Origin of the sequence: Luteimonas qiangzhengi, assembly GCF_039548515.1 — a bacterium.
In the GTDB taxonomy this organism is placed as follows: domain Bacteria; phylum Pseudomonadota; class Gammaproteobacteria; order Xanthomonadales; family Xanthomonadaceae; genus Luteimonas.
Genome location: NZ_JBCLVE010000006.1, coordinates 1 through 19,471 on the forward strand (window position 1 = coordinate 1; position 19,471 = coordinate 19,471).

Genomic DNA, 19,471 nt, shown 5'->3' on the forward strand with positions numbered 1-19,471 from the left:
GGTGCCCTTCAGCCGTAAGTAAAGGAGGAGGTGGCGGCCGAAGGCCGACGCCGGGGGACATGGAGGCTGAAGGGCACCGCCACCCGGCGCCGGGCGTCGCATCAGCGCCGCATGCGCAGCCACACCGTTTGCACGGCCAGTACCAGCGCGATCGCCACGGCCATCCACGCCGCCGTGTCCGAGCCTTCCAGCGACCAGCCCGACTGCCTGACGTACACCGCCACCAGGCCCCACACGGCCGCTGCCGCATAGCCCCAATTGCCACGCATTGCGTGGTTCAGGCCCAGCAACACCGCGGCGGCAAGCGCCAGCAGCACGGCGCTCCACGGCAGCATGTTGCCGGTGGGCAGCGTTTCCGTGGCCACGAAGGTCTGGGCCAGGTTGAGAAAGGCCGCCAGGGTCAGCCAGCCCGCATGCAGCGACAGCGCCAGCCATGACCAGAAGTGTCCGCGGCTGCGCGAGAGCACCAGCGCGCTCCAGGCCAGGCAGGCCAGCGCGCCGAAGATCACCGCCACGCACAGCCAGAACAGCTCCTGCGAGAACAGCGGCATCCAGATCATGGTCAGGAAAAACCCGGCCGCGGTGGCCGGTGCGATCCGTTCCAGCACGCGGTCCCGGCGTCTCGCGCCGGTCATCTGGCGTACGCCGTGCACGATATCCAGCAGGAAGATCACGCTCCAGATCGAGAACGCCCAGCCCGCCGCCACCAGCAGGGTGGGATAGCGGTCGGAGATGGTGCCCTGGTCGGGGCCAAACGCGCCGGTCTGGGAAATCCAGCCCACCACCGGAGTGGCAATGGCCAGCAGCAGGACGAGGATCCTCATGTGGTGTCATCCGTTCGGGAAAGCAGTGATCGTGACATCGGCCGCGCAGCCGCCAGGTGATGAACAGGGCTCAGCGCCACCAGCCCGCGGCCAGCGCAATCAGCGCCAGCAGCAGCGCCGCGATGTTGCCCGCATTGCGGGCGTGCCGATGCATCATCCGGGCCTCCTCAGACCATGTCGAAGCGTTCGCAGTAGAGGTTTTTTGCCGGCACGCCCATCTCCAGCAGCGCAGGCTCCAGCGCATCGGCCATGGGTTCCGGTCCGCACAGATAGCAGGGCAGGCACGACAGATCGGAAGGCAGCCAGCGCCGCAGCAGGGCTTCATCCACCTTGCCGGATTCGCCATCCCAATCATCGGGCGGTTCGTCCAGCACGTGCACCAGCGTCAGCGGCAGGTCGCGCTCCAGCTCGGCGAGTTCCTCGCGAAACAGGATGTTGTCGAAGTCCTTGCTGGCATGCACCAGCCACAGCGGCTCGCGCACGCCGCGGTCGTGGGCGGTGCGCAGCATCGCCATCACCGGGGTGATGCCGACGCCGCCGGTGATGAATACCGCCCCGCGCGGGCTCTGCCCGGGCTCCCAGATGAAGACCCCATAGGGGCCTTCCACCCACGCCGAACTGCCTGGTTCGACCTTGGCCACCGAGGCGGTGAAATCACCCAGCGCCTTGATGGTGAACTCCACCGCGCCGTCCTTTTCATCCACGCTGGAGACCATCGAGAAGGGGTGCTGTTGCAGCCGCCACGGGGACTCGCCCAGGGTCAGCCAGGCAAACTGCCCTGGCCGGAAAGGCATGCCGGCATGGCTATCGGGCAGCAGGCGCAGGGTGTAGCTGTCATCGCGCCCGCTGCCGACCTTTTCCACCCGCCACCGTCTGCGCTGTGCCCGCCACGGCCGCCGCAGCCGGGTCTCCGCCATCAGGGTCAGCGCCGCGCCGACGGCCATCACCAGCAGCACTTTCTTCCATAGTGGTCCGGTGTAGTGATCGACCATCAGCGCGTGGCCGAGGCCGGTCACCACGATCAAGAGTGCGAGGCCGCCGTGCAGCAGCCGCCAGTGTTCGTAGGCGAGGCGAAAGGTCAGTCGCCACAGTGACGAGGCCACCAGGGTCAGCGTGGCCAGCAGCACGAACCACAGCGCCAGCGCGCGCAGCAGGTCGTCGCGTGGATCCAGATAGGTCAGCAGCCGCGCATCGGCCAGGATCAGGGTCAGCGGATGGGCCAGCACCAGGGCAAGCCCGAACAGCCCGGTCTGGCGGTGGAACCGCAGCAGGTCGTCCTGGCCGAGGCCGCGCGCAAACCAGCGCTGGCGTCCCGAGGTCAGCGCCTGGGCCGACAGCACGCCCAGCCCCAGCAGGCCCAGCATCACCCCCGTTTCCAGCAGCTGGCCGCGCGTGTCAGGCAGCGGCCCCAGCAGCGCGATGGCCATCGGTACAAGCGCCAGCGCCATCCACGCCAGCATCCACAGCGAGAATCGCAGCCAACCCAGATTCATCGGGTCCCACCCGTGGCCGGGCCTGCCGGCGCATGCCCATGCCGTGCATTCCCGTGCTGTCGTCGCAGCCGCTCAAAGCCGTGCAGCAGCAGCCACAGCCCGCCGGCCAGATAAGGCAGGCAGCTGGGCACCCACATCAGCAATCCGGCCAGCTGCTGGTCGGCCAGCGGATCAAGCCCCAGCATCGGCGCGCGCAGGGCATAGGCCGGAAACAGAATGCGCGGGGCAAAGGTCAGCAGCGCGCCGGTGAAGCCCATCACCAGGGTCACCGTCAGCAGCGCAACCAGCCCCGCCGCCACCCCCGTGTCCGGCTCGCGGATGCGCTGCCACACCGCAATCCAGAACCACAGTCCTGCGGCCACGAATGCCAGATGCATGACCAGGTGCAGCAGCGGATCCGACAGCGCCACCGCGATCGCCGCCGGCATGTGCCACAGCACCATCACCCCGGCATGCGCCATGGTCGCCAGTCCCAGGCGCGCGGCCAGCCAGTGGTGCAGCGGCGCCGTCCAGCCGTGCAGCCGCCGCGACCATGTCGTGGGCAGCGCGTGGGCAATACCGGCCAGCGGGCGCCCAGCCAGCAACAGGGGAGGGGCCACCGCCAGCAGCAGCATGTGCTGGCCCATATGGGCCGCCAGCGACCACGCACCGAACGCATCCAGCGGCCACACCGTGGCCAGGAAGAATGTCATCGCCCCGGCCAGAAACGCCGTCACCTCCCAGCGCCCGATGCCCCGGCCGATTCCCGCCTGCCGCCACAGCTGCGCCACGCCAATCACGTACAGCACCAGCAGCACCGCCGGAGGTAGTAGAAGCGACGAAAACGTCCAAGCCTGGGCCAGGCCCGGCGGCGCATCGCCGGCAAAACACGCCAGCGCGGTCACCCGCGGCAGCGCCTGCGCTTCCGGCGCAAAGCCGGAGAACGCCAACATGCAGGCGAGGGTGGATGACACGCGCATGCCGCTGAAAGTAGAGCCTTGGATGCCAACGCCGCGTGCACACCCGCTTCGCCGTGCGTGCCATAAGGTCGCACCATGTACTTCTGGCTCAAGGTCCTGCACATCGCCGCCATGGCCGTCTGGTTCACGGGCCTGTTCTTCCTGCCGCGCCTGTTCGTCGCCCACCAGCGCGAAGAAATCGACGCCGACCGCGCCTACTTCAACCCAGCCGCCAATCTCCTGTTCTTCCGGCTCATGACTCCCGCCGCTCTCATCACCACGGTCCTGGGCATGATCCTGATGGCCTGGAATCCGGACGGCGCTTGGCTGGTGATGAAGCTCGCCGGGGTCACCATCGCCGTCCTCATGCACCTCTATCTGGGCGTGATCCTCTACCAGCTGGGCCAGGGCAAATCCCGCCACGGGCCCTGGTTCTACCGGACCCTTGGCTGGGTCCCTTTCGTCCTCATCCTCGCCATTGCCGGGCTCACCGGTGCGAAACCTGACACTGCTGGTGAACTGCCACCGCCGCCTGTCCGGGCTGGCCGGTAAGCCTTCGGGACCGCTGCTTCGATTGATATCGCTGTGACCTGAGGGGCCCCGCCGCGGCCGGCAGGCCTTTGCGCTCCATGTCCCCCGGCCTCCAAAAAGCCGGAGGCCTCCTCCTTTACTTACGCGCAAAGGCCTCCCGCCCGCGCCGGGGCTCGGCTCTGGGGCGCCGGCTCCGGCCGGGCGGGGGGCTTTTGTAGGAGCGCGCCATGCGCGCGAAGCCGCGTGACTTTTGCAATCGGGTGGACCTGTCGTTGGCGGTGATGGTCGGGATTCGAATACCTCGATCTGGCCGATATCTCTATCCGCGATCATCTTCACGCGGCTTCGCGCGCATGGCGCGCTCCTACATAAACAAGGCGCCAGGGAAATCGCATCACAAGGCAGCACCAGCCACCGACGCCCCTCCCTCCGCAAGCCGAGCCGTCGTGGCCGGGAGCCCTTTCGGCGAAATCAAGGAGGAGGCCTCCGGTTTTTTGGAGGCCGGGGGACATTCGACGAAAGGGCTCGCGGCCACGGCAGGCCCATCAGCCCCGGCGCCATCAATCGAACGCCCGAGCCCCAACCCAGCGGCCATCAGCCGCGCCCCAAATCGAACGCCTCGCTTCCAGGCGCCCCCGCGTTCACCGCAAACCAGACATCCCTCGCGTCGGCCACGTAGGGCCGACCTACGGCACCGCGTGCACCCCCTCAGGCGTTAGGCGGCGCATCCTCACCGGGATCCTCCTCAGCCTTCGTATGCCCATACACCCCAATCCCGTGCTGGAAACTCAGCGACCCACCCAGCCACCCCGCCACCATCACCACCCCCAACATCACCCCCCCCTGCAGCAACCCCCACGGCCACACCGCCGCCTCCGGATCCGGCCACCGCAACCACACCCCCAGCGCCGCCAGCGAGAGTGCCATTACCGCCACCAGGAAATGACTCCACGCCGACACATGCCGCCGCGCCACCCGCACCAGCAGCAGATCCAGCGTGCCCACGATTCCCGCCACCACGCCCAACCCCAGCCCTCCGATGTTCAACCACAGCCCCACCCGCGCCCAGAACGGATCCGTGAGCAACAGGTAAGCCAGGTCCGCCAGCGGCACGCAGGTCAGGAATGCAATCGGGAACGTCACCAGCATCGGGTGGATCGGGTGCTTGGCAATCGCCATCACGCTCTCCACCGCGGGCGCGCGATCCTCGGCCACCGGCTGCTTCAGATTTTTTTCGTCCATCGTCATCGCCTCATGCACACGGCGGCAGCAGCAGCACCGGCAGCGCCGTGAACAGCACCGCGATGAAGGAAATCACCGCCACCAGCGTGGTCAGCACCGCCATGAACCGCCGCCGCCGCCGCCGCGCCACCGTGGCCACCGGCCGGTCGCTGTCGCCCGCCGCCCGCACCTCGAACGCTGCCAACCGCTGACAGCGCCAGCCGCGCACGCCCATCCACACGATCGCCGCCCACGCCAGCAGCGTCGCCAGCAGCAGCCACCAGCTCACCATCTCCAAGCCCGCTACCCGATGCCGCTGCCAGTTCTCGCCGCACGCCAGGCCCTGCATGATGTAGACCGCAAGGAAGTGTGCCGCCCACAGCGCCAGCGGGGTCGCCATGCCGGTCAGGCGCCAGGGGCCGATCCGCTCCAGCATCAGATCATCCTCGGAAACAGGTGGATCACCGCCCAGGTCACCAGCCCCTGGGCCACGGTATAGCGCCACAGCGCCGCCGCTACCCGCGGCTCCAGCGGGCGCGCCGCATTGACGTAGCCGCAGCGGATCCGCGCGCCCACGAACACCGACACCAGCACTGCCACCGCCACGTGCACCAGATGAAAGCCCGCCAGCGTCCACACCACCGATGCGTAGGCGTGCACCTGCGGCGCGCCCACCGGACCGGTCAGTGCCAGCCAGTGCGCAGCGATGAATCCAATCCCCAGCACCGCCGAAGCCAGCCACGCCAGCATGCCCCTGCCTCCACCAGCGACATCATCACCGGCGCCACCGCCATCCTCCCGCGCCGAACCATCCCGACCCGCGCCCAGCGACCGCCACGCCCACTGTCCAGCCCCCACACAGCCGGCCAGCAGCGCAAGCGCCAGCAGCGGCATCCCCAGCCTGCCGATCCCGATGCCCGCAGGCGGCCACGCTTCGGTGCCCAGCCACAGGTAGAAATAGGCGAACACCAGCGAAGCAAACAGCGTCCCGTCGATCAGCAGCGATATCACCAGCGCCCACCAGCCCGGCGCGTTGCGGCACGCGTACTGCGTCGGCAGCACCAGCCCGGGCTCGGCTTCATGCCGAAGCGGCGCTTGGCGGTGTCCCGTCGTCCACGCCCAGATGCCAAACAGCGCCAGCAGCGGCAGCACCATCAGCGCCGCGCCCAGATACCACTTGGCGATAAAGCAGGCCAGCAACGCGGATAGCACCAGGGCCGACAGGATCGGCAGCCAGGTGGACGTCGATACCCGGATCACCTGCTCCGGCGCCGCGCTGAGGATCCCCGTCCCCAGCAGCTCGCGGCGGCCATCGCCGGGCTTGCCGAGCAGTCCGTCGGCGCGGTCCGTCGCCTCATCGGTTTCCGGCTTGTCCCACAGCGGATAGCGGCTATCCACCCGCGGCACCGAGGCGAAGTTGAACTGCGGCACCGGAAAGGGCACCGCCCACTCCAGCGTGCCCGCCTTCCACGGATTGCGTGCCGCCTTCCGGCCCGCGCGCAGGCTGATGTACACGTCGATCGCAATCGCCACCATGCCCACCGCCAGCACGAACGACGCCGCGGTGGAAAACAGGTTCAGCCACTGCACCTTCAGCTCTTCCGGATACGTGAACACCCGTCGCGGCATGCCCAGCAGCCCGGTGAGGTGCATCGGCAGGAAGGTCAGGTTGAAGCCGGCAAACACCATCCAGAAGCCGGTGCGCGACAGGCTTTCGGACGGCGTCCGCCCGCTCATCAGCGGCAGCCAGTAGTACAGCGCCGCGAACAGCGGAAACATCATTCCGCCGATCAATACGTAGTGCAGATGCGCGACCACGAAGTGGGTGTCATGCACCTGCCAGTCCAGCGGCACCATCGCCAGCATCACCCCGGTCAGCCCGCCGGGGATGAAGATGAAGAAGAACCCGAACAGGTACAGCATCGGTATCCGCAGCCAGGGCTTGCCGGACCACAGCGTGGCGATCCACGCGAACACCTGGATCCCCATCGGGATCGCCACCGCCATGCTCGCCGCGCTGAAGAACGCCAGCGCCAGCAGCGGGATCCCGACCGTGTACATGTGGTGCACCCACAGCCCGAAGCTCAGGAACCCCACCGACACGAACGCCAGCACGATCCAGGTGTAGCCCACGACCGGCCTGCGCGCGAAGGTGGAGATCACCATCGACACCATGCCCGCCGCCGGCAGGAAGATGATGTACACCTCCGGGTGGCCGAACAGCCAGAACAGGTGCTGCCACAGCAGCGGGTCGCCGCCGCGCGCCACCTCGAAGAAGGCGAAGTCGAACGCGCGCTGGATCTCCAGCAATATCGACGCCAGGATCAGCGGCGGGAACCCGAACGCGATCATGAACGCCGTCACCAGCATCGCCCAGGCGAACAGCGGCATCCGCCGCAGGTCCATGCCCGGCGCGCGGGTGATAAGGATCGCCACGATCAGCTCGATCGCCGCCAGCACCGCCGCGATCTCGGCGAACGTCACCCCGATCAGCCAGAAGTCCGCGCCCAGCCCGGGGGAATAGGTGCTGTCGCTCAGCGGCACGTACATGAACCAGCCGCCGTCCGGCGCCGCATCGAACAGGAAGCTCGAATACAGGAACAGCCCGCCGAACAGATAGCACCAGTAGCCGAACGCCGACAGCCGCGGGAACGGCAGGTCGCGCGAACCCAGCATCTTGGGCAGCAGGTACATCGCGAAGCCTTCCAGGATCGGCACCGCGAACAGGAACATCATCGTCGTGCCGTGCATGGTCACGAACTGGTTGAACCGCGCCGGGTCCAGCACCTGCACGTCGAACCACGACAGCTGCAGGCGGATGAACATGCCCAGCACCCCGCCCACCAGCAGGAAGGCGAAGCCGGTGATGATGAAGCGCAGCGCGATCGTGCTGTGGTTGACCGCCTTCAACTGGCCGGCAAAGCCCGGCTCATTGCCCCAGATCCTGTGCAGCTCTTCGAGCCGCGCGGCGTTCTCCAGCGGGTCGATCGGGGCGGGGGTGGGGCCGGGCGCGGGCGTGTCAGGCGTGGTGCTCATCGGCCGCTCCCCGCGGTGGTTTCGAGGGCCGCGCCTTCGGTGATTGCATTGGCGCGCAGCCAGTCAGCCCATCCGTCATCGTCCAGCACCTCAACGTCGAAATGCATCAGCGCGTGGGCCAGCCCGCAGAACTCGGCGCACTGGCCGCGGATCGGGGTGGCGCCACCGTCGTGGTCGGCGCGCAGGCGCAGATGGTTCACCCGGCCCGGGATTGCATCCATCTTCCCGCCCAGGCGCGGGATCCAGAAGCTGTGGATCACATCCGCGCTGGTCACCCGGAACTCCACCATCCGCCCCAGCGGTATGGCCAGCTCGTCATGGCTCATCGCAATCGCGTTGCCGTCGCCGTCCAGATAGCGGAACTCCCAGAACCACTGCCGCGCGGTCACTTCGATCACCGCCTCCGGCCGTTCCCCGATGCCGGTCAGGCGCGCGCTGTCCAGCGTGCCCCATACCAGCAGCGCGCCGAGTACCACCGTCGGCAACACCACGCCGCCGCCCACGATCAACCGCTGCGGTTTTGCCAGCGCCTGCGTATCGCGACCGCGGAACAGGGCGATCAGCACGAACGTCACCACCAGGATCCAGATCACCACCGCGCCGGTGAACATCACCCACCAGATGTCGGCGATTCCCTGCGCCGCAGGCCCGGCGGGGTCCAGGATCGAACGCGGCCCCGAGCACCCGGACAGCGCCACGACGGCCGCCACGGCAACAAGCGCGCGCGAGCTCAGGAATGTGCAGTGACGGGTCATCTCGGCAAACCCTATCCACCCGCCTGCCCACCGAATGTGAACAGTCCTTGTAGGAGCGCGCCATGCGCGCGAAGCCGCGTGACATTGATCCGCGCCGCGTGGCTCCGGACACCACGCCCTGTCCGACGCTCCGCCGCGAAGCATGATTCACGCGGCTTCGCGCGCATGGCGCGCTCCTACATGGGGTGGATGGGCCCGCGAATTAGGGCCGTACCGGCGGGCGCCATGCCAGAATGTCGGGCATGGATCAGACCACCCCCCACGCCTCGGGAAATCCCCCGGAAACACCCTCCCAGCCACGCTCGCGCCGGCTGCTCGTGCGCGACCGGCTGTCGGCCATCGTGTACGGCGCGTTGCTGGCGGTGATCATCGGCTGGGTGCTCTATATCGGCCGACCGGTGTTCGTACCGATGGTGTTCGGCGTCATCGTCGCCTACATCATCATCGGCCTCTCGCGCGGGCTGCGCCGCGTGCCGACCGTCGGCCGCTGGCTGCCGCCGTGGCTGTGCTACGTCGCCTCGATCGCCGCGATCCTCGGCACCATCACCGCCGGCGTGGTGCTGGTGATCAACAACATCGGCCGGGTGGTGCAGCTGGTGCCGCAGTACGAGCAGAAGCTGCTGCAGATGATCCAGAGCGGCGCCGAACTGCTGCGCATCGAAACCGCGCCCACCTGGCAGGCGTTGCGCGACCAGGTGCTGGAACAGATCAGCACCCAGGCCATCATCGGTTCCACCGTCGTGTCGGTGACCGCAATCGTCGCCACCCTGGTGGTGGTGCTGCTGTACGTCACCTTCCTGCTGGTGGAAAAGCGGGTGTTCCCGCAGAAACTGCAGAACCTGTCCAGCGATCCGAAGGACGTTTCGCGGATCAAGCAGGTGCTCGACAGCATCAGCACCCGGGTCGGGCAGTACCTGGCGCTCAAGACCCTGGTCAGCGTGGTTCTGGGCGTGATCAGCTGGGCGATCATGGCTTTTTTCGGGGTGGAATTCGCCGGCTTCTGGGCGGTGCTGATCACCGTGCTGAATTACGTGCCCTACATCGGCTCATTCCTGGGCGTGCTGTTCCCGGTGGCGTGGGCGATCGTGCAGTTCGGCGATATCGGCACCGTCATCACCCTGCTGATCCTGCTCTCCAGCGCGCAGTTCGTGATCGGCAACTTCCTCGACCCGTGGCTGCTCGGCAACTCGCTCAACCTCAGCCCCTTCGTGATCCTGGCCAGCCTCACCATCTGGGGCAGCCTGTGGGGCATCCCCGGCGCCTTCCTCGCCGTCCCCATCACCTCGGTGCTCGCGATCGTCCTGTCCGAATTCCGCGGCACCAGACCCATCGCCGTCCTCATGTCCCGCGGCGGCCACCTCCAAGGCCGCTGACCCCCCCGCGTCGGCCGCAACCCGCGACCCATGCACCCCCTGTAGGAGCGCCTCACAGGCGCGAAGCCGCGTGAATTGTGGTCTGCGGAAATCCGTCGGTCACGGCGCGGTGTCCGGGGGCACGCCGTATCGCCATAATTCACGCGGCTTCGCGCGCATGGCGCGCTCCTACAGCCGTAGCGGGCCGATACAGGGGGCGGGCGTACGTTGCCCACCCGACGCATCCGCCGATCACCCCGCACCCCGCACCCCACACCCCGGATCCCGCACCGCGCACCGCGCACCCCCCCTACCGCAGCCAGCCCCGTCGTGGCCGGGAGGCCTTTGCGCGTAAGTAAAGGAGGAGGCCTCCGGCTTTTTGGAGGCCGGGGGACATGAAGCGCAAAGGCCTCCCGGCCGCGACGGGGCCCCTCAGGTCACAGCGATATAACCCAGAGGAGAGAACCCCCCTTACCCAGCCGAATGCGACAAACACCGATTGAAGAACGACTCACTCAACCGATACCGGTGCAGCGCATCCTTCCCCCGCAGCCCGTGCTTCGCCCCCGGATACGTCATCAGCTCAAACGCAGTCCCCGCCTGCTGCAGCTGACTCATCAACTGGGTCGCATTCGAAAACAGCACGTTGTCATCCGCCATCCCGTGGATCAGCAGCAGACTGTCCGAGCGGATATTGTCCGCATGCGTAAACACGCTCGCCTCCCGATACCCCGCCGCGTTGTCCTGCGGCAGATGCATATAGCGCTCCGTGTAATGGGTGTCATAAATCGCCCAGTCCGCCACCGGCGCCCCGGAAATCCCGCACGCGTAATGCCCAGGCGCCTTGGCCAGCAACATCAGCGTCATGTAGCCGCCGTTCGACCAGCCGTGCACGCCGATCCGCGCCGGATCCACCCACGGCTGCTGGCGCAGCCACTCCACACCGTGCACCTGGTCTTGCACTTCCACCGTGCCCTGATTGCGGTACAGCGCACCCACGAACTCCGCGCCGCGACCCGGCGTGCCGCGGTTGTCGATCGAAAACACCACATAGCCGCGCTGGGCCAGGTACTGGTTGAACAGCGCGTCGCCGCGCGAGGCCCAGGCGTTGGTCACCGTGCGCCCGACCGGCCCGCCGTACACGTGCACCACCACCGGATACTTGCGCGAAGCGTCGAAGTCGGCCGGCTTGATCAGGCTGTAATGCAGCGTGCTGCGCCCGTCCGCCGCGGTCATGGTGTCGAACTCCACCGGCAGGTGGGCGTCGATAAAGGCCGCATATGGATGCTGCGGATCGGTCGGGTCGTTCTCCAGCAGCCGCGCGATCAGGCTGCCGTCGTTGCGGCGCAGATCAACCTGCGGCAGCGTGTCCACGCTCGACCAGCTGTCCACGTACACGCTGGCGTTGCGGGCGAAGCTGGCCGCATGCGTGCCCGGCTCCTGCGACAGGCGCACGATCTCGCCGCCGGCCAGCGGCACCGCGTTGATGTGCATCTCCAGCGGCGCGTCCGGATTACCGGCGAAGTAGGCCAGGCCGGCCGCTTCGTCCAGCGCCAGCAGCGAAGACACCGCCCACTCGCCCGAGGTCAGTGCCTGCAGGCCGCTGCCATCCTCTTCGGCCAGGTACAGGTGCTGGAATCCACTGCGCTCCGAGCTCCACAGAATGCGCCCGTCCTTGAGGAACCGCAGGCTGTCATGCAGCGGCACCCAGGTGTCGGCGGTCTCGGTGATCAGCGTGCGCTGCGCGCCGCTGGCCAGCGTCACCTCGATCAGTTCCAGCGTCTGCTGGTCGCGGCTCTGGCGCTGGAAGGTCAGGCGCGCGGCATCGCGCCAGTTCACCCGCGGCAGGTAGATGTCGGTCTCATCACCCAGGTCAATCCACTGCGGCTCGGCGCCCTGGCGCGGGGCGATCACGCCCAGCTGCACCAGCACGTTCGGATCGCCGGCAAACGGATAGCGCTGCTCGATCACCTCGGTGCGGTCGGCATACACCTCGTGGCGGCGGTGGATCGACACCGGCGACTCATCGATCCGCGCAAACGCGATCGCCGAATCATCGGGCGCCCACCAGTAGCCGGTGTGGCGGCCCATCTCTTCATCGGCCACGAACTCCGGCACGCCGTTGCCGATCACGTCCGAACCGTCATCGGTCAGCTGCGCTTCGCGCCCGTTGGCCAGGTCGATCACCCACAGGTTGCGCTCGCGGATGAAGCTGACGAACCCGCCCTTGGGCGACAGCTTCGGATCAGTGGCGAACCCGCCGCCGTCGGTCAGCTGGCGTACCGCCGCCGTGCCTTCGCCAGTCAGGTCGTACAGGTACAGCTCCCCGCCCAGCGGAAACAGCAGTCGCTGCGCATCCGGTGCCCACTGGTAATCCACGATCCCGCTCAGCCCGGCAATGCGCTGGCGCTCGCGGCGTGCCTTCTCCTCGTCGCTCAGCTCTTCCTCGCCCGGCAACACCACCGACGAATCCACCAGCATCCGGGTCTGGCCGCTGTCAATGTGGTACTCCCACAGGTCCAACCGGTTGCGATCGGAATCCCGCCCGCGCAGGAACGTCACCCGCGATCCGTCCGGCGCCACCTGCGGGCGCATCAATGTCGGACCGGCCAGCGGCGCATCGCCGGTGATCGCTTCCAGGGTCAGCCGGCTGTCTTCGGCCAGGGCAGGATTGGGCATGGTGGCGGTGGCAACCATCAGCGTGGCAGCGGCAAGCAGTTGGCGCATGGAATCCTCGGGCGTCGCGTTTTCATCGTGCCCGCAAGTCTACCCGCAGCCCCCGCGCCCACCCTCTGCGTCGACCGCGGCCCCCTCTGACCGCGACTCCCTCTGTAGGAGCGCGCCATGCGCGCGAAGCCGCGTGAATAGCGTTGTGGTCCGAATGGGTTGCGCACGGCATTTTTTGCGGAGCCGCGCGGGCGGTCTGGCGTGTCGGCGGTCCGGCGGGACAGCGCCTGTCAGGACACGCCGTAAACCCGTCCATGGGGGCTTGTCGGCGACGTCCATGTCGCCGACAGTCCTGACAGGCGTTGCCCCACCGGCCCCTCAGCGATGTGGCGATCTACCTGGAACAGAATTCACGCGGCTTCGCGCGCATGGCGCGCTCCTACAGGGGGCATGGCGCGGGGCACGAATCGTTGGGCGCGTCGTGTAGCCCAACGTTGCGAAATCAGCGTTTGCCGAACAGCTGCGCTTTCTGTTCTTCGGTCATCGGCTTGCCCAGATCCGGGTTCACCTGCTTCGCCAGCGCGTAGGCACGCTCGGTCGCGGGACGGGCGGCGATTGCTTCCTGCCAGCGGACCACGTTGGGGTAGGGCGCCATATCCATTGGAGCGCTGTCGTACACGTTGATCCACGGGTACGCGGCCATGTCGGCGATTGAATACTCTGCCCCGGCCAGGAACTCACGCCCCTCCAACCGCTTGTCCAGCACCTTCAGCAGCCGGTCCACCTCATTCGTGTAGCGCTCCATCGCGTAGCCGATCCGCTCCGGCGCATACACATGGAAGTGCCCGTACTGGCCGCTCATCGGCCCCAGTCCGGCCATCTGCCAGAACAGCCATTCCAGCGCCTGGATCCGCTCGCGCGCATCGTTCGGCAGGAACCTGCCGGTCTTCTCCGCCAGATACATCAGGATCGCACCGGACTCGAACACGCTCTGCGGCGCGTCGCCATCGGCCGGCTGGTGGTCGACGATCGCCGGCATCTTGTTGTTCGGCGAAATCTCGAGGAACTCCGGCTTGAACTGGTCGCCATTGCCGATGTTCACCGGCTTGACGCTGTATTCCAGCCCCGCCTCCTCCAGAAACAGCGTCACCTTGTGCCCGTTGGGCGTAGGCCAGTAATAGAAGTCGATCATCGTCGGCACTCCGAAAAATGGGGGGCCTCCGAGTCTAGTCGTAGGGGCGCGCCATGCGCGCGAAGCCGCGTGAAGATTGGCCCCGCGGTGGGGCGTCGGTCAGTGCGCTGAGTCCGACGCCACGTGGCAGCGCCGTAATTCACGCGGCTTCGCGCGCATGGCGCGCTCCTACAGAGGGCTGTCGCATCTGGCGCTCGCTCCGCCGGGGGGCTAGTCTGCAGAAGACCTTGAAAGGGGACCGTCTTGATGCCGCAGGCAGGCCTGGATTTTGGAAAGGCCCGGCGGCGCCGGGCCTGGACGGCGGGCTGCATGCTGTTCGCGGGCCTGCTGACCGCCGCCGCGCTGCTGGCCTGGGGTGATCTGGAAGTACGTCAGCGGGCGGGCCAACGCTACGTGCAGGCACTGGCCGACAGCCACGCGCGCGAGGTCGGCCACGAACTCACCGCGGTGGAAGGCGAATTCCGCGCGCTGGCCGACAGCCTCGAGGCCATCGGCGATACCTCTCCCGAAGCGGTTCCGCTGCTGCTGCGCGACAGCCTCGCCGGCATTGTCCGGCGCAACCCGGCCCTCGCCGGCCTGAGATTGGAATCCGGCGCGCCGGAATTCGTTTCCGTGGGCACCGCCATTCCTGCCGGCACCGCAGAGCCGCGTCGCCTGCACCTGGGCCAATCGGCCCCCGACGCGGACGAGACCTGGCGCCTGCCAGTTGCCCTGCAGATACCGGGACACGCGGATGGCAGCGCCCGGTGGCTGCGTGCCGAACTCGATGTGGACGTGTTCAGCAGCGTGCTGCGCGTGCACGAAGTCGGTCCCTCCGGCGTCGCCTCGGTCCTGGGCCATGACGGCACCCTGCTTGCGCGCTCGGACAGCGGCGTCCTCCACGCCGGCCTGCAGGCGGGGTACTCGCCGGCCATCGCCGCGCTGCGCCAGGTGCCGGGCGGCGTCGTGCGTTCGGAAAGCCGACTCGATGGCGTGGTCCGGGTGGTCGGCTTCCGCACGGTCAGGGACCGGCCGCTGGTCGCCACGGTCGGCATCCCGCCGGGAGTGCTGCATGCCGGCTGGTGGCCGTTCGTGTTCACGCTGGCGCTTGGCGTGGTGCTGTTGATGGCCGCGTGGGGCGCCGGGCTGCATTTCATGCGCCGGGCGTCCCTGCGCGAACATGGCCTGCGCGAACGCGTGCGCGATGCCGAAACGCAATACCGGTTCCTGTACGAACAGCACCCGCTGCCGGCCGTGGTCTACGACCGCGAAACCATGCGCGTGTTGGAAGTCAACGCCGCGGCCGAGTTGCAGTACGGCTACACGCACGAAGCGTTCCTCGCCCTGGGCTTGTCGCAGCTGCTGGCCGATGGCGCAACCGAGGACGATGTGCGCGACGAGGTCCGCAACTTTCCGCAGGCTTACGGACGCCGCATCTGGCCCCATCTGCGGGCCGACGGCATCCCCTTCAGCGGGCTGGTATTCGCTCAGGACATCGCCTCCTTCGACGGGCGCCCCGCGCGCCTGATGCTGGTCCTGGACGTGACCGAGCAGGTCCGCGCCGAAGCCGACCTGCGCCTGCTGCGGCGCGCGGTCGAATCGAGTCGGGAAGGGGTGTTCATCGTTGACGCCGCGCGCAGGCAACTGGTGTACGGCAATGAGGCGTTCATGCACCTGGGCGCGATCGGTCGCAGCAGCCGCGGACTGTCGGCCAGGCAGGTGGCAGTGGATACCATCGCCGACGATGAGGTGCGGACGATCCTGCGCGATGCACTCGATCGCGAACAGGCGGTGTCGGTGGAAGCCGCCGGCCCGGCGACGCTGGAAGGCGATCACTGGCGGGAAATCCGCCTGTCACCGGTGCACGACTCCGATGGCGCGGTCACCCATTTCGTCGGCCTCCTCACCGACATCACCGCCCGCCGCCTGGCCGCGCGCGAGGTCGCCTGGCGCGCCAGCCACGATGCGCTCACCGGCCTGGTCAACCGCGACGCGCTGATCAGCGCAATCGACGATGCCATCGCCGCCGCGACAGGGCAGGGCGACGGCGCAAGGGTGAGCGGGATTGCGCTGTGCGTGATCAACCTGGACGGCTTCAAGCTGATCAACGACAGCCTCGGCACCTCGGTGGGCGACGAGGTGCTGGTGATGCAGGCGCGCCGGCTGGAAGAGGCGGCCATTGACGGAGAAGTGGTGGCGCGTTTGGGCGGTGACGAGTTCGGCGTGCTGCTGAATGGCCCGGCCGGCGCGCAGGTGGCCGGGCGCGCCGGCATGCTGCGCACTGCGGTGTCGCGGCCGGTGCCGGTGCGCGGCATCGAGCTGCTGGTCACCGCCAGCCTCGGCTATGCGTGTTATCCCGGTGACGGCGACTCCGGCGCGGAGCTGCTGCGCGCCGCCAGCCGCGCCGTCTATGAGGCCAAGCGTGAAGGGCGCAATCGCAAGGTGGCCTACCACTCCGGGCTCGACCCGCGCGCCGCGGAGCGTCTGGTCCTGGTGCAGGAACTGCATCGCGCGCTGCAGGAAGAACAGTTCGAGCTGGAATTCCAGCTCAAGTTCGATGTCTGGAGCAAGCCGTCCGGCATGGAGGCGCTGGTGCGCTGGCGCCATCCCGAGCGCGGCCTGCTGGGGCCGGGCGCCTTCATGGATGCCTGCGAGGATTCCGGGCTGGTGGTGCAGCTGGGCAGCTGGGTGCTGGAACAGGCCGCGCGCTGCTGGCGCAGGCTTGAAGAACTTGGTCACGGCCACCTGCGCATGGCGGTCAACGTATCGGCGCTGCAGGTGCGCGAAGCGCTGGTGGATGAAGTGGCGGCGGTGATGGCACGGTACGCGCTGCCGCCGGGCGTGCTGGAGCTGGAGCTGACCGAAAGCGTGCTGCTGGTCAGCCCGGAAACGGCGGCCCGGATCATGCAGCCCCTGAGCGCGCTGGGCGCGTCGATCTCGATCGACGATTTCGGCACCGGCTACTCCAGCATGGCCTACCTGCAACACCTGCCGCTGCAGCGGCTCAAGCTCGACAAATCCTTTGTCCGCGACCTGGATTCGGGCACCGACGGCCAGGCCATCTGCTACGCCATCCTCGGCATGGCCCAGGCCCTGGGCCTGGGCGTGACCGCCGAAGGCGTGGAAACCCCCGCCCAACACGAATGGCTCCGCGCCCGCGGTTGCGACGAATTCCAGGGCTACCTGCTCGCCAAACCCATGCCTTTTGAGACTCTGGTAGCCCGCCTCTCGTAGGAGCGCGCCGCCGGCGGGCTTACAATGGCGCGATGGATGTTTCCCACCTGATTGACGGCCTCAACGCCGACCAGCGGCAGGCCGTGACCGCCGAGCCGGGCCACTACCTGGTGCTGGCCGGCGCCGGCTCCGGCAAGACCCGCGTGCTGACCCACCGCATCGCCTGGCTCAACGAGGTCCACGGCGTGCCCGCGCACGGCATCTTCGCGGTCACCTTCACCAACAAGGCCGCCGCCGAAATGCGCCAGCGCACCAGCGCCATGCTCGAGCGCACTGGCGCCGGCCCGGGCACGCGCGGCATGTGGATCGGCACCTTCCACGGCCTGGCCCACCGCCTGCTGCGCCTGCACTGGCAGGACGCCAAGCTGCCGGAAGGCTTCCAGATCCTCGATTCCGACGACCAGCAGCGCCTGGTCAAGCGCGTAGTGCAGCAGCTGGAGCTGGACGAGGCCCGCTTCCCGCCGCGCCAGATCGCCTGGTGGATCAACGCCCAGAAGGATGAAGGCCGCCGCCCGCAGCACATCCAGCCCGGCGATGACGAATGGGCCAACGCCATGCGTCGCAGCTACGCCCTCTACCAGGAGCGCTGCGACCGGGCCGGCCTGGTCGATTTCGCCGAGCTGCTGCTGCGCGCCCACGAGTTGCTGCGCGACAACCCGGCCATCCTCGCCCACTACCGGCAGCGCTTCGGCCAGATCCTGGTGGATGAATTCCAGGACACCAACGCCATCCAGTACGCCTTCATCCGCGTGCTGGCCGGCGCCAATGCCGATGGAAGCGGTGGCAAGGTGTTCGTGGTCGGCGACGATGACCAGGCCATCTATGGCTGGCGCGGCGCCAAAGTGGAGAACGTGCAGCAGTTCCTGAAGGATTTCGCCGGCGCGCAGACCATCCGCCTGGAGCAGAACTACCGCTCCACCGCCAACATCCTGGACGCCGCCAACGCGGTCATCGCCCACAACCCGGATCGGCTGGGCAAGCGCCTGTGGACCGACAGCGGGCAGGGCGAAACCGTTGACCTGTACGCCGCCTACAACGAAATCGATGAAGCCCGCTTCGTGGTAGAGCGCATCAACCAGTGGGTGCGCGATGGCGGCAGCTACGGTGACTGCGCCATCCTCTACCGCTCCAACGCGCAGTCGCGCGCGCTGGAAGAACAGCTGCTGGGCGAGGAAATCCCGTACCGGGTCTATGGCGGCGTGCGCTTCTTCGAGCGCGCCGAAATCAAGGACACCCTGGCCTATATGCGCCTGGTGGCCAACCGCGCCGACGACGCCGCCTTCGAGCGCGCGGTCAACACGCCCACCCGCGGCATTGGCGACCGCACCCTGGACGTGGTGCGCCAGACCGCCCGTGCCGCCAGCCTCTCGCTATGGGATGCCTCGCAGCGCTGCAGCCAGGATTCCAGCCTCGCCGCCCGCGCCCGGAATGCATTGGCCGGCTTCCACACCCTGATCGACGACCTCGCCAACGAAGTCGACACCCTGCCGCTGCCGGAAAAGTTCGACCACGTATTGGCCCGCTCCGGCCTGCGCGAGCACTGGGCGCGGGAAAGCCGCGGCGTACTGGATTCCGAATCACGCACCGACAACCTCAACGAACTCGTCTCCGTCGCCTCTCGCTTCGTGCGCCGCGACGATGAGGAATCCCAGGGCATGACCGAGCTCGTGGCCTTCCTCGCCTACGCCGCGCTTGAGGCCGGCGAAGGCCAGGCCCAAGCCGGCGAAGACGGCGTGCAGCTCATGACCCTGCACAGCGCCAAGGGCCTGGAATTCCCGCTGGTGTTCCTCGTGGGCATGGAAGAGGGCCTGTTCCCCAACCAGCGCTCCGTTGATGAAGTCGGTCGCCTGGAGGAAGAGCGTCGCCTGGCCTACGTCGGTATCACCCGCGCCCGCCAGAAACTGGTGCTGTGCTACGCCGAATCCCGGCGCCTGCACGGCCAGGACATGTTCGGCATGCCCTCGCGCTTCCTGCGCGAGATCCCCGCCGAACTGCTGCACGAAGTGCGCCCGCGCGCGAACGTCTCGCGCCCGGCCTTCCCGCAGCCCAGGCCCCGCAGCCGCGGCCACGCCGTGGTCGATGAAAATCCCGGCATCAGCATCGGCCAGTCAGTCAGCCACCCCAAGTTCGGCGGCGGCGTGGTCACCGACATAGAGGGCGCCGGCGCCCACGCCCGCGTGCAGGTGAATTTTGATGACGTCGGCAGCAAATGGCTGGTGCTCGCCTACGCCAACCTCCAGCCCGGCTGA

General features: G+C 67.9%; 13 protein-coding genes. 4 read left to right on the plus strand and 9 right to left on the minus strand.

Going from position 1 to position 19,471, the window contains the following annotated elements; genetic code table 11:
- Positions 1-101: 101 nt before the first annotated feature.
- From WCE59_RS05315 to WCE59_RS05325, 3 genes are all read right to left on the minus strand, one after another.
- Complete coding sequence (locus tag WCE59_RS05315; protein ID WP_343257691.1) at positions 102-824, minus strand: hypothetical protein; 723 nt, start codon at positions 822-824, stop codon at positions 102-104.
- 167 nt (positions 825-991) lie between these two features.
- Entirely contained in the window at positions 992-2,317 is a 1,326-nt protein-coding gene (locus tag WCE59_RS05320) for a ferredoxin reductase family protein (RefSeq protein WP_343257692.1), read from the minus strand.
- Entirely contained in the window at positions 2,314-3,276 is a 963-nt protein-coding gene (locus WCE59_RS05325; protein ID WP_343257694.1) for a cytochrome c oxidase assembly protein, read from the minus strand. Before WCE59_RS05325 ends, WCE59_RS05320 begins: the two co-directional genes overlap by 4 nt.
- A 75-nt stretch (positions 3,277-3,351) precedes the next feature.
- Here WCE59_RS05325 and WCE59_RS05330 point away from each other — a divergent pair, with 75 nt between their 5' ends.
- Positions 3,352-3,807, plus strand: a complete 456-nt coding sequence (locus tag WCE59_RS05330) for a CopD family protein (protein ID WP_343257695.1) — start codon at positions 3,352-3,354, stop codon at positions 3,805-3,807.
- A 687-nt stretch (positions 3,808-4,494) separates the two neighbouring features.
- On the opposite strand, the gene WCE59_RS05335 is transcribed toward WCE59_RS05330, so the two are convergent.
- From WCE59_RS05335 to coxB, 4 genes are read right to left on the minus strand one after another with little or no spacing between them, the layout of a single operon-like run.
- Positions 4,495-5,028, minus strand: coding sequence for a DUF2231 domain-containing protein (locus tag WCE59_RS05335; RefSeq protein WP_343257696.1), 534 nt, complete (start codon positions 5,026-5,028; stop codon positions 4,495-4,497).
- 10 nt (positions 5,029-5,038) lie between these two features.
- The gene (locus WCE59_RS05340; RefSeq protein ID WP_343257697.1) at positions 5,039-5,443 is read right to left on the minus strand and encodes a hypothetical protein; all 405 of its coding nucleotides are present in this window, start codon (positions 5,441-5,443) and stop codon (positions 5,039-5,041) included.
- A complete protein-coding gene (gene ctaD / locus WCE59_RS05345; protein WP_343257698.1) occupies positions 5,443-8,043 on the minus strand; it encodes a cytochrome c oxidase subunit I in 2,601 nt (866 codons plus the stop codon). Before ctaD ends, WCE59_RS05340 begins: the two co-directional genes overlap by 1 nt.
- On the minus strand, positions 8,040-8,798 hold the full coding sequence (coxB, locus tag WCE59_RS05350) for a cytochrome c oxidase subunit II (protein WP_343257699.1): 759 nt from the start codon (positions 8,796-8,798) through the stop codon (positions 8,040-8,042). The genes ctaD and coxB overlap by 4 nt, the downstream gene beginning before the upstream one ends.
- Before the next feature lie 242 nt (positions 8,799-9,040).
- On the opposite strand from coxB, the gene WCE59_RS05355 reads away from it, so the two are divergent.
- Complete coding sequence (locus WCE59_RS05355) at positions 9,041-10,171, plus strand: AI-2E family transporter (protein WP_343257700.1); 1,131 nt, start codon at positions 9,041-9,043, stop codon at positions 10,169-10,171.
- A gap of 450 nt (positions 10,172-10,621) precedes the next feature.
- On the opposite strand, the gene WCE59_RS05360 is transcribed toward WCE59_RS05355, so the two are convergent.
- Entirely contained in the window at positions 10,622-12,877 is a 2,256-nt protein-coding gene (locus WCE59_RS05360; protein ID WP_343257702.1) for a S9 family peptidase, read from the minus strand.
- A 442-nt stretch (positions 12,878-13,319) separates the two neighbouring features.
- A complete protein-coding gene (locus tag WCE59_RS05365) occupies positions 13,320-14,009 on the minus strand; it encodes a glutathione binding-like protein (protein WP_343257703.1) in 690 nt (229 codons plus the stop codon).
- Positions 14,010-14,255: 246 nt separating this feature from the next.
- Here WCE59_RS05365 and WCE59_RS05370 point away from each other — a divergent pair, with 246 nt between their 5' ends.
- The gene (locus WCE59_RS05370; RefSeq protein ID WP_343257704.1) at positions 14,256-17,222 is read left to right on the plus strand and encodes a bifunctional diguanylate cyclase/phosphodiesterase; all 2,967 of its coding nucleotides are present in this window, start codon (positions 14,256-14,258) and stop codon (positions 17,220-17,222) included.
- Between the two features lie 32 nt (positions 17,223-17,254).
- On the plus strand, positions 17,255-19,471 hold the full coding sequence (uvrD, locus tag WCE59_RS05375) for a DNA helicase II (RefSeq protein WP_343257705.1): 2,217 nt from the start codon (positions 17,255-17,257) through the stop codon (positions 19,469-19,471).

Excerpts from the sequence above, each read along its gene's own strand:
- WCE59_RS05315 (WP_343257691.1), bottom strand. The coding sequence starts at position 824 with ATGAGGATCCTCGTCCTGCTGCTGGCCATTGCCACTCCGGTGGTGGGC.
- WCE59_RS05320 (WP_343257692.1), bottom strand. The coding sequence starts at position 2,317 with ATGAATCTGGGTTGGCTGCGATTCTCGCTGTGGATGCTGGCGTGGATG.
- WCE59_RS05325 (WP_343257694.1), bottom strand. The coding sequence starts at position 3,276 with ATGCGCGTGTCATCCACCCTCGCCTGCATGTTGGCGTTCTCCGGCTTT.
- WCE59_RS05330 (WP_343257695.1), top strand. The coding sequence starts at position 3,352 with ATGTACTTCTGGCTCAAGGTCCTGCACATCGCCGCCATGGCCGTCTGG.
- WCE59_RS05335 (WP_343257696.1), bottom strand. The coding sequence starts at position 5,028 with ATGGACGAAAAAAATCTGAAGCAGCCGGTGGCCGAGGATCGCGCGCCC.
- WCE59_RS05340 (WP_343257697.1), bottom strand. The coding sequence starts at position 5,443 with ATGCTGGAGCGGATCGGCCCCTGGCGCCTGACCGGCATGGCGACCCCG.
- ctaD (WP_343257698.1), bottom strand. The coding sequence starts at position 8,043 with ATGAGCACCACGCCTGACACGCCCGCGCCCGGCCCCACCCCCGCCCCG.
- coxB (WP_343257699.1), bottom strand. The coding sequence starts at position 8,798 with ATGACCCGTCACTGCACATTCCTGAGCTCGCGCGCGCTTGTTGCCGTG.
- WCE59_RS05355 (WP_343257700.1), top strand. The coding sequence starts at position 9,041 with ATGGATCAGACCACCCCCCACGCCTCGGGAAATCCCCCGGAAACACCC.
- WCE59_RS05360 (WP_343257702.1), bottom strand. The coding sequence starts at position 12,877 with ATGCGCCAACTGCTTGCCGCTGCCACGCTGATGGTTGCCACCGCCACC.
- WCE59_RS05365 (WP_343257703.1), bottom strand. The coding sequence starts at position 14,009 with ATGATCGACTTCTATTACTGGCCTACGCCCAACGGGCACAAGGTGACG.
- WCE59_RS05370 (WP_343257704.1), top strand. The coding sequence starts at position 14,256 with ATGCCGCAGGCAGGCCTGGATTTTGGAAAGGCCCGGCGGCGCCGGGCC.
- uvrD (WP_343257705.1), top strand. The coding sequence starts at position 17,255 with ATGGATGTTTCCCACCTGATTGACGGCCTCAACGCCGACCAGCGGCAG.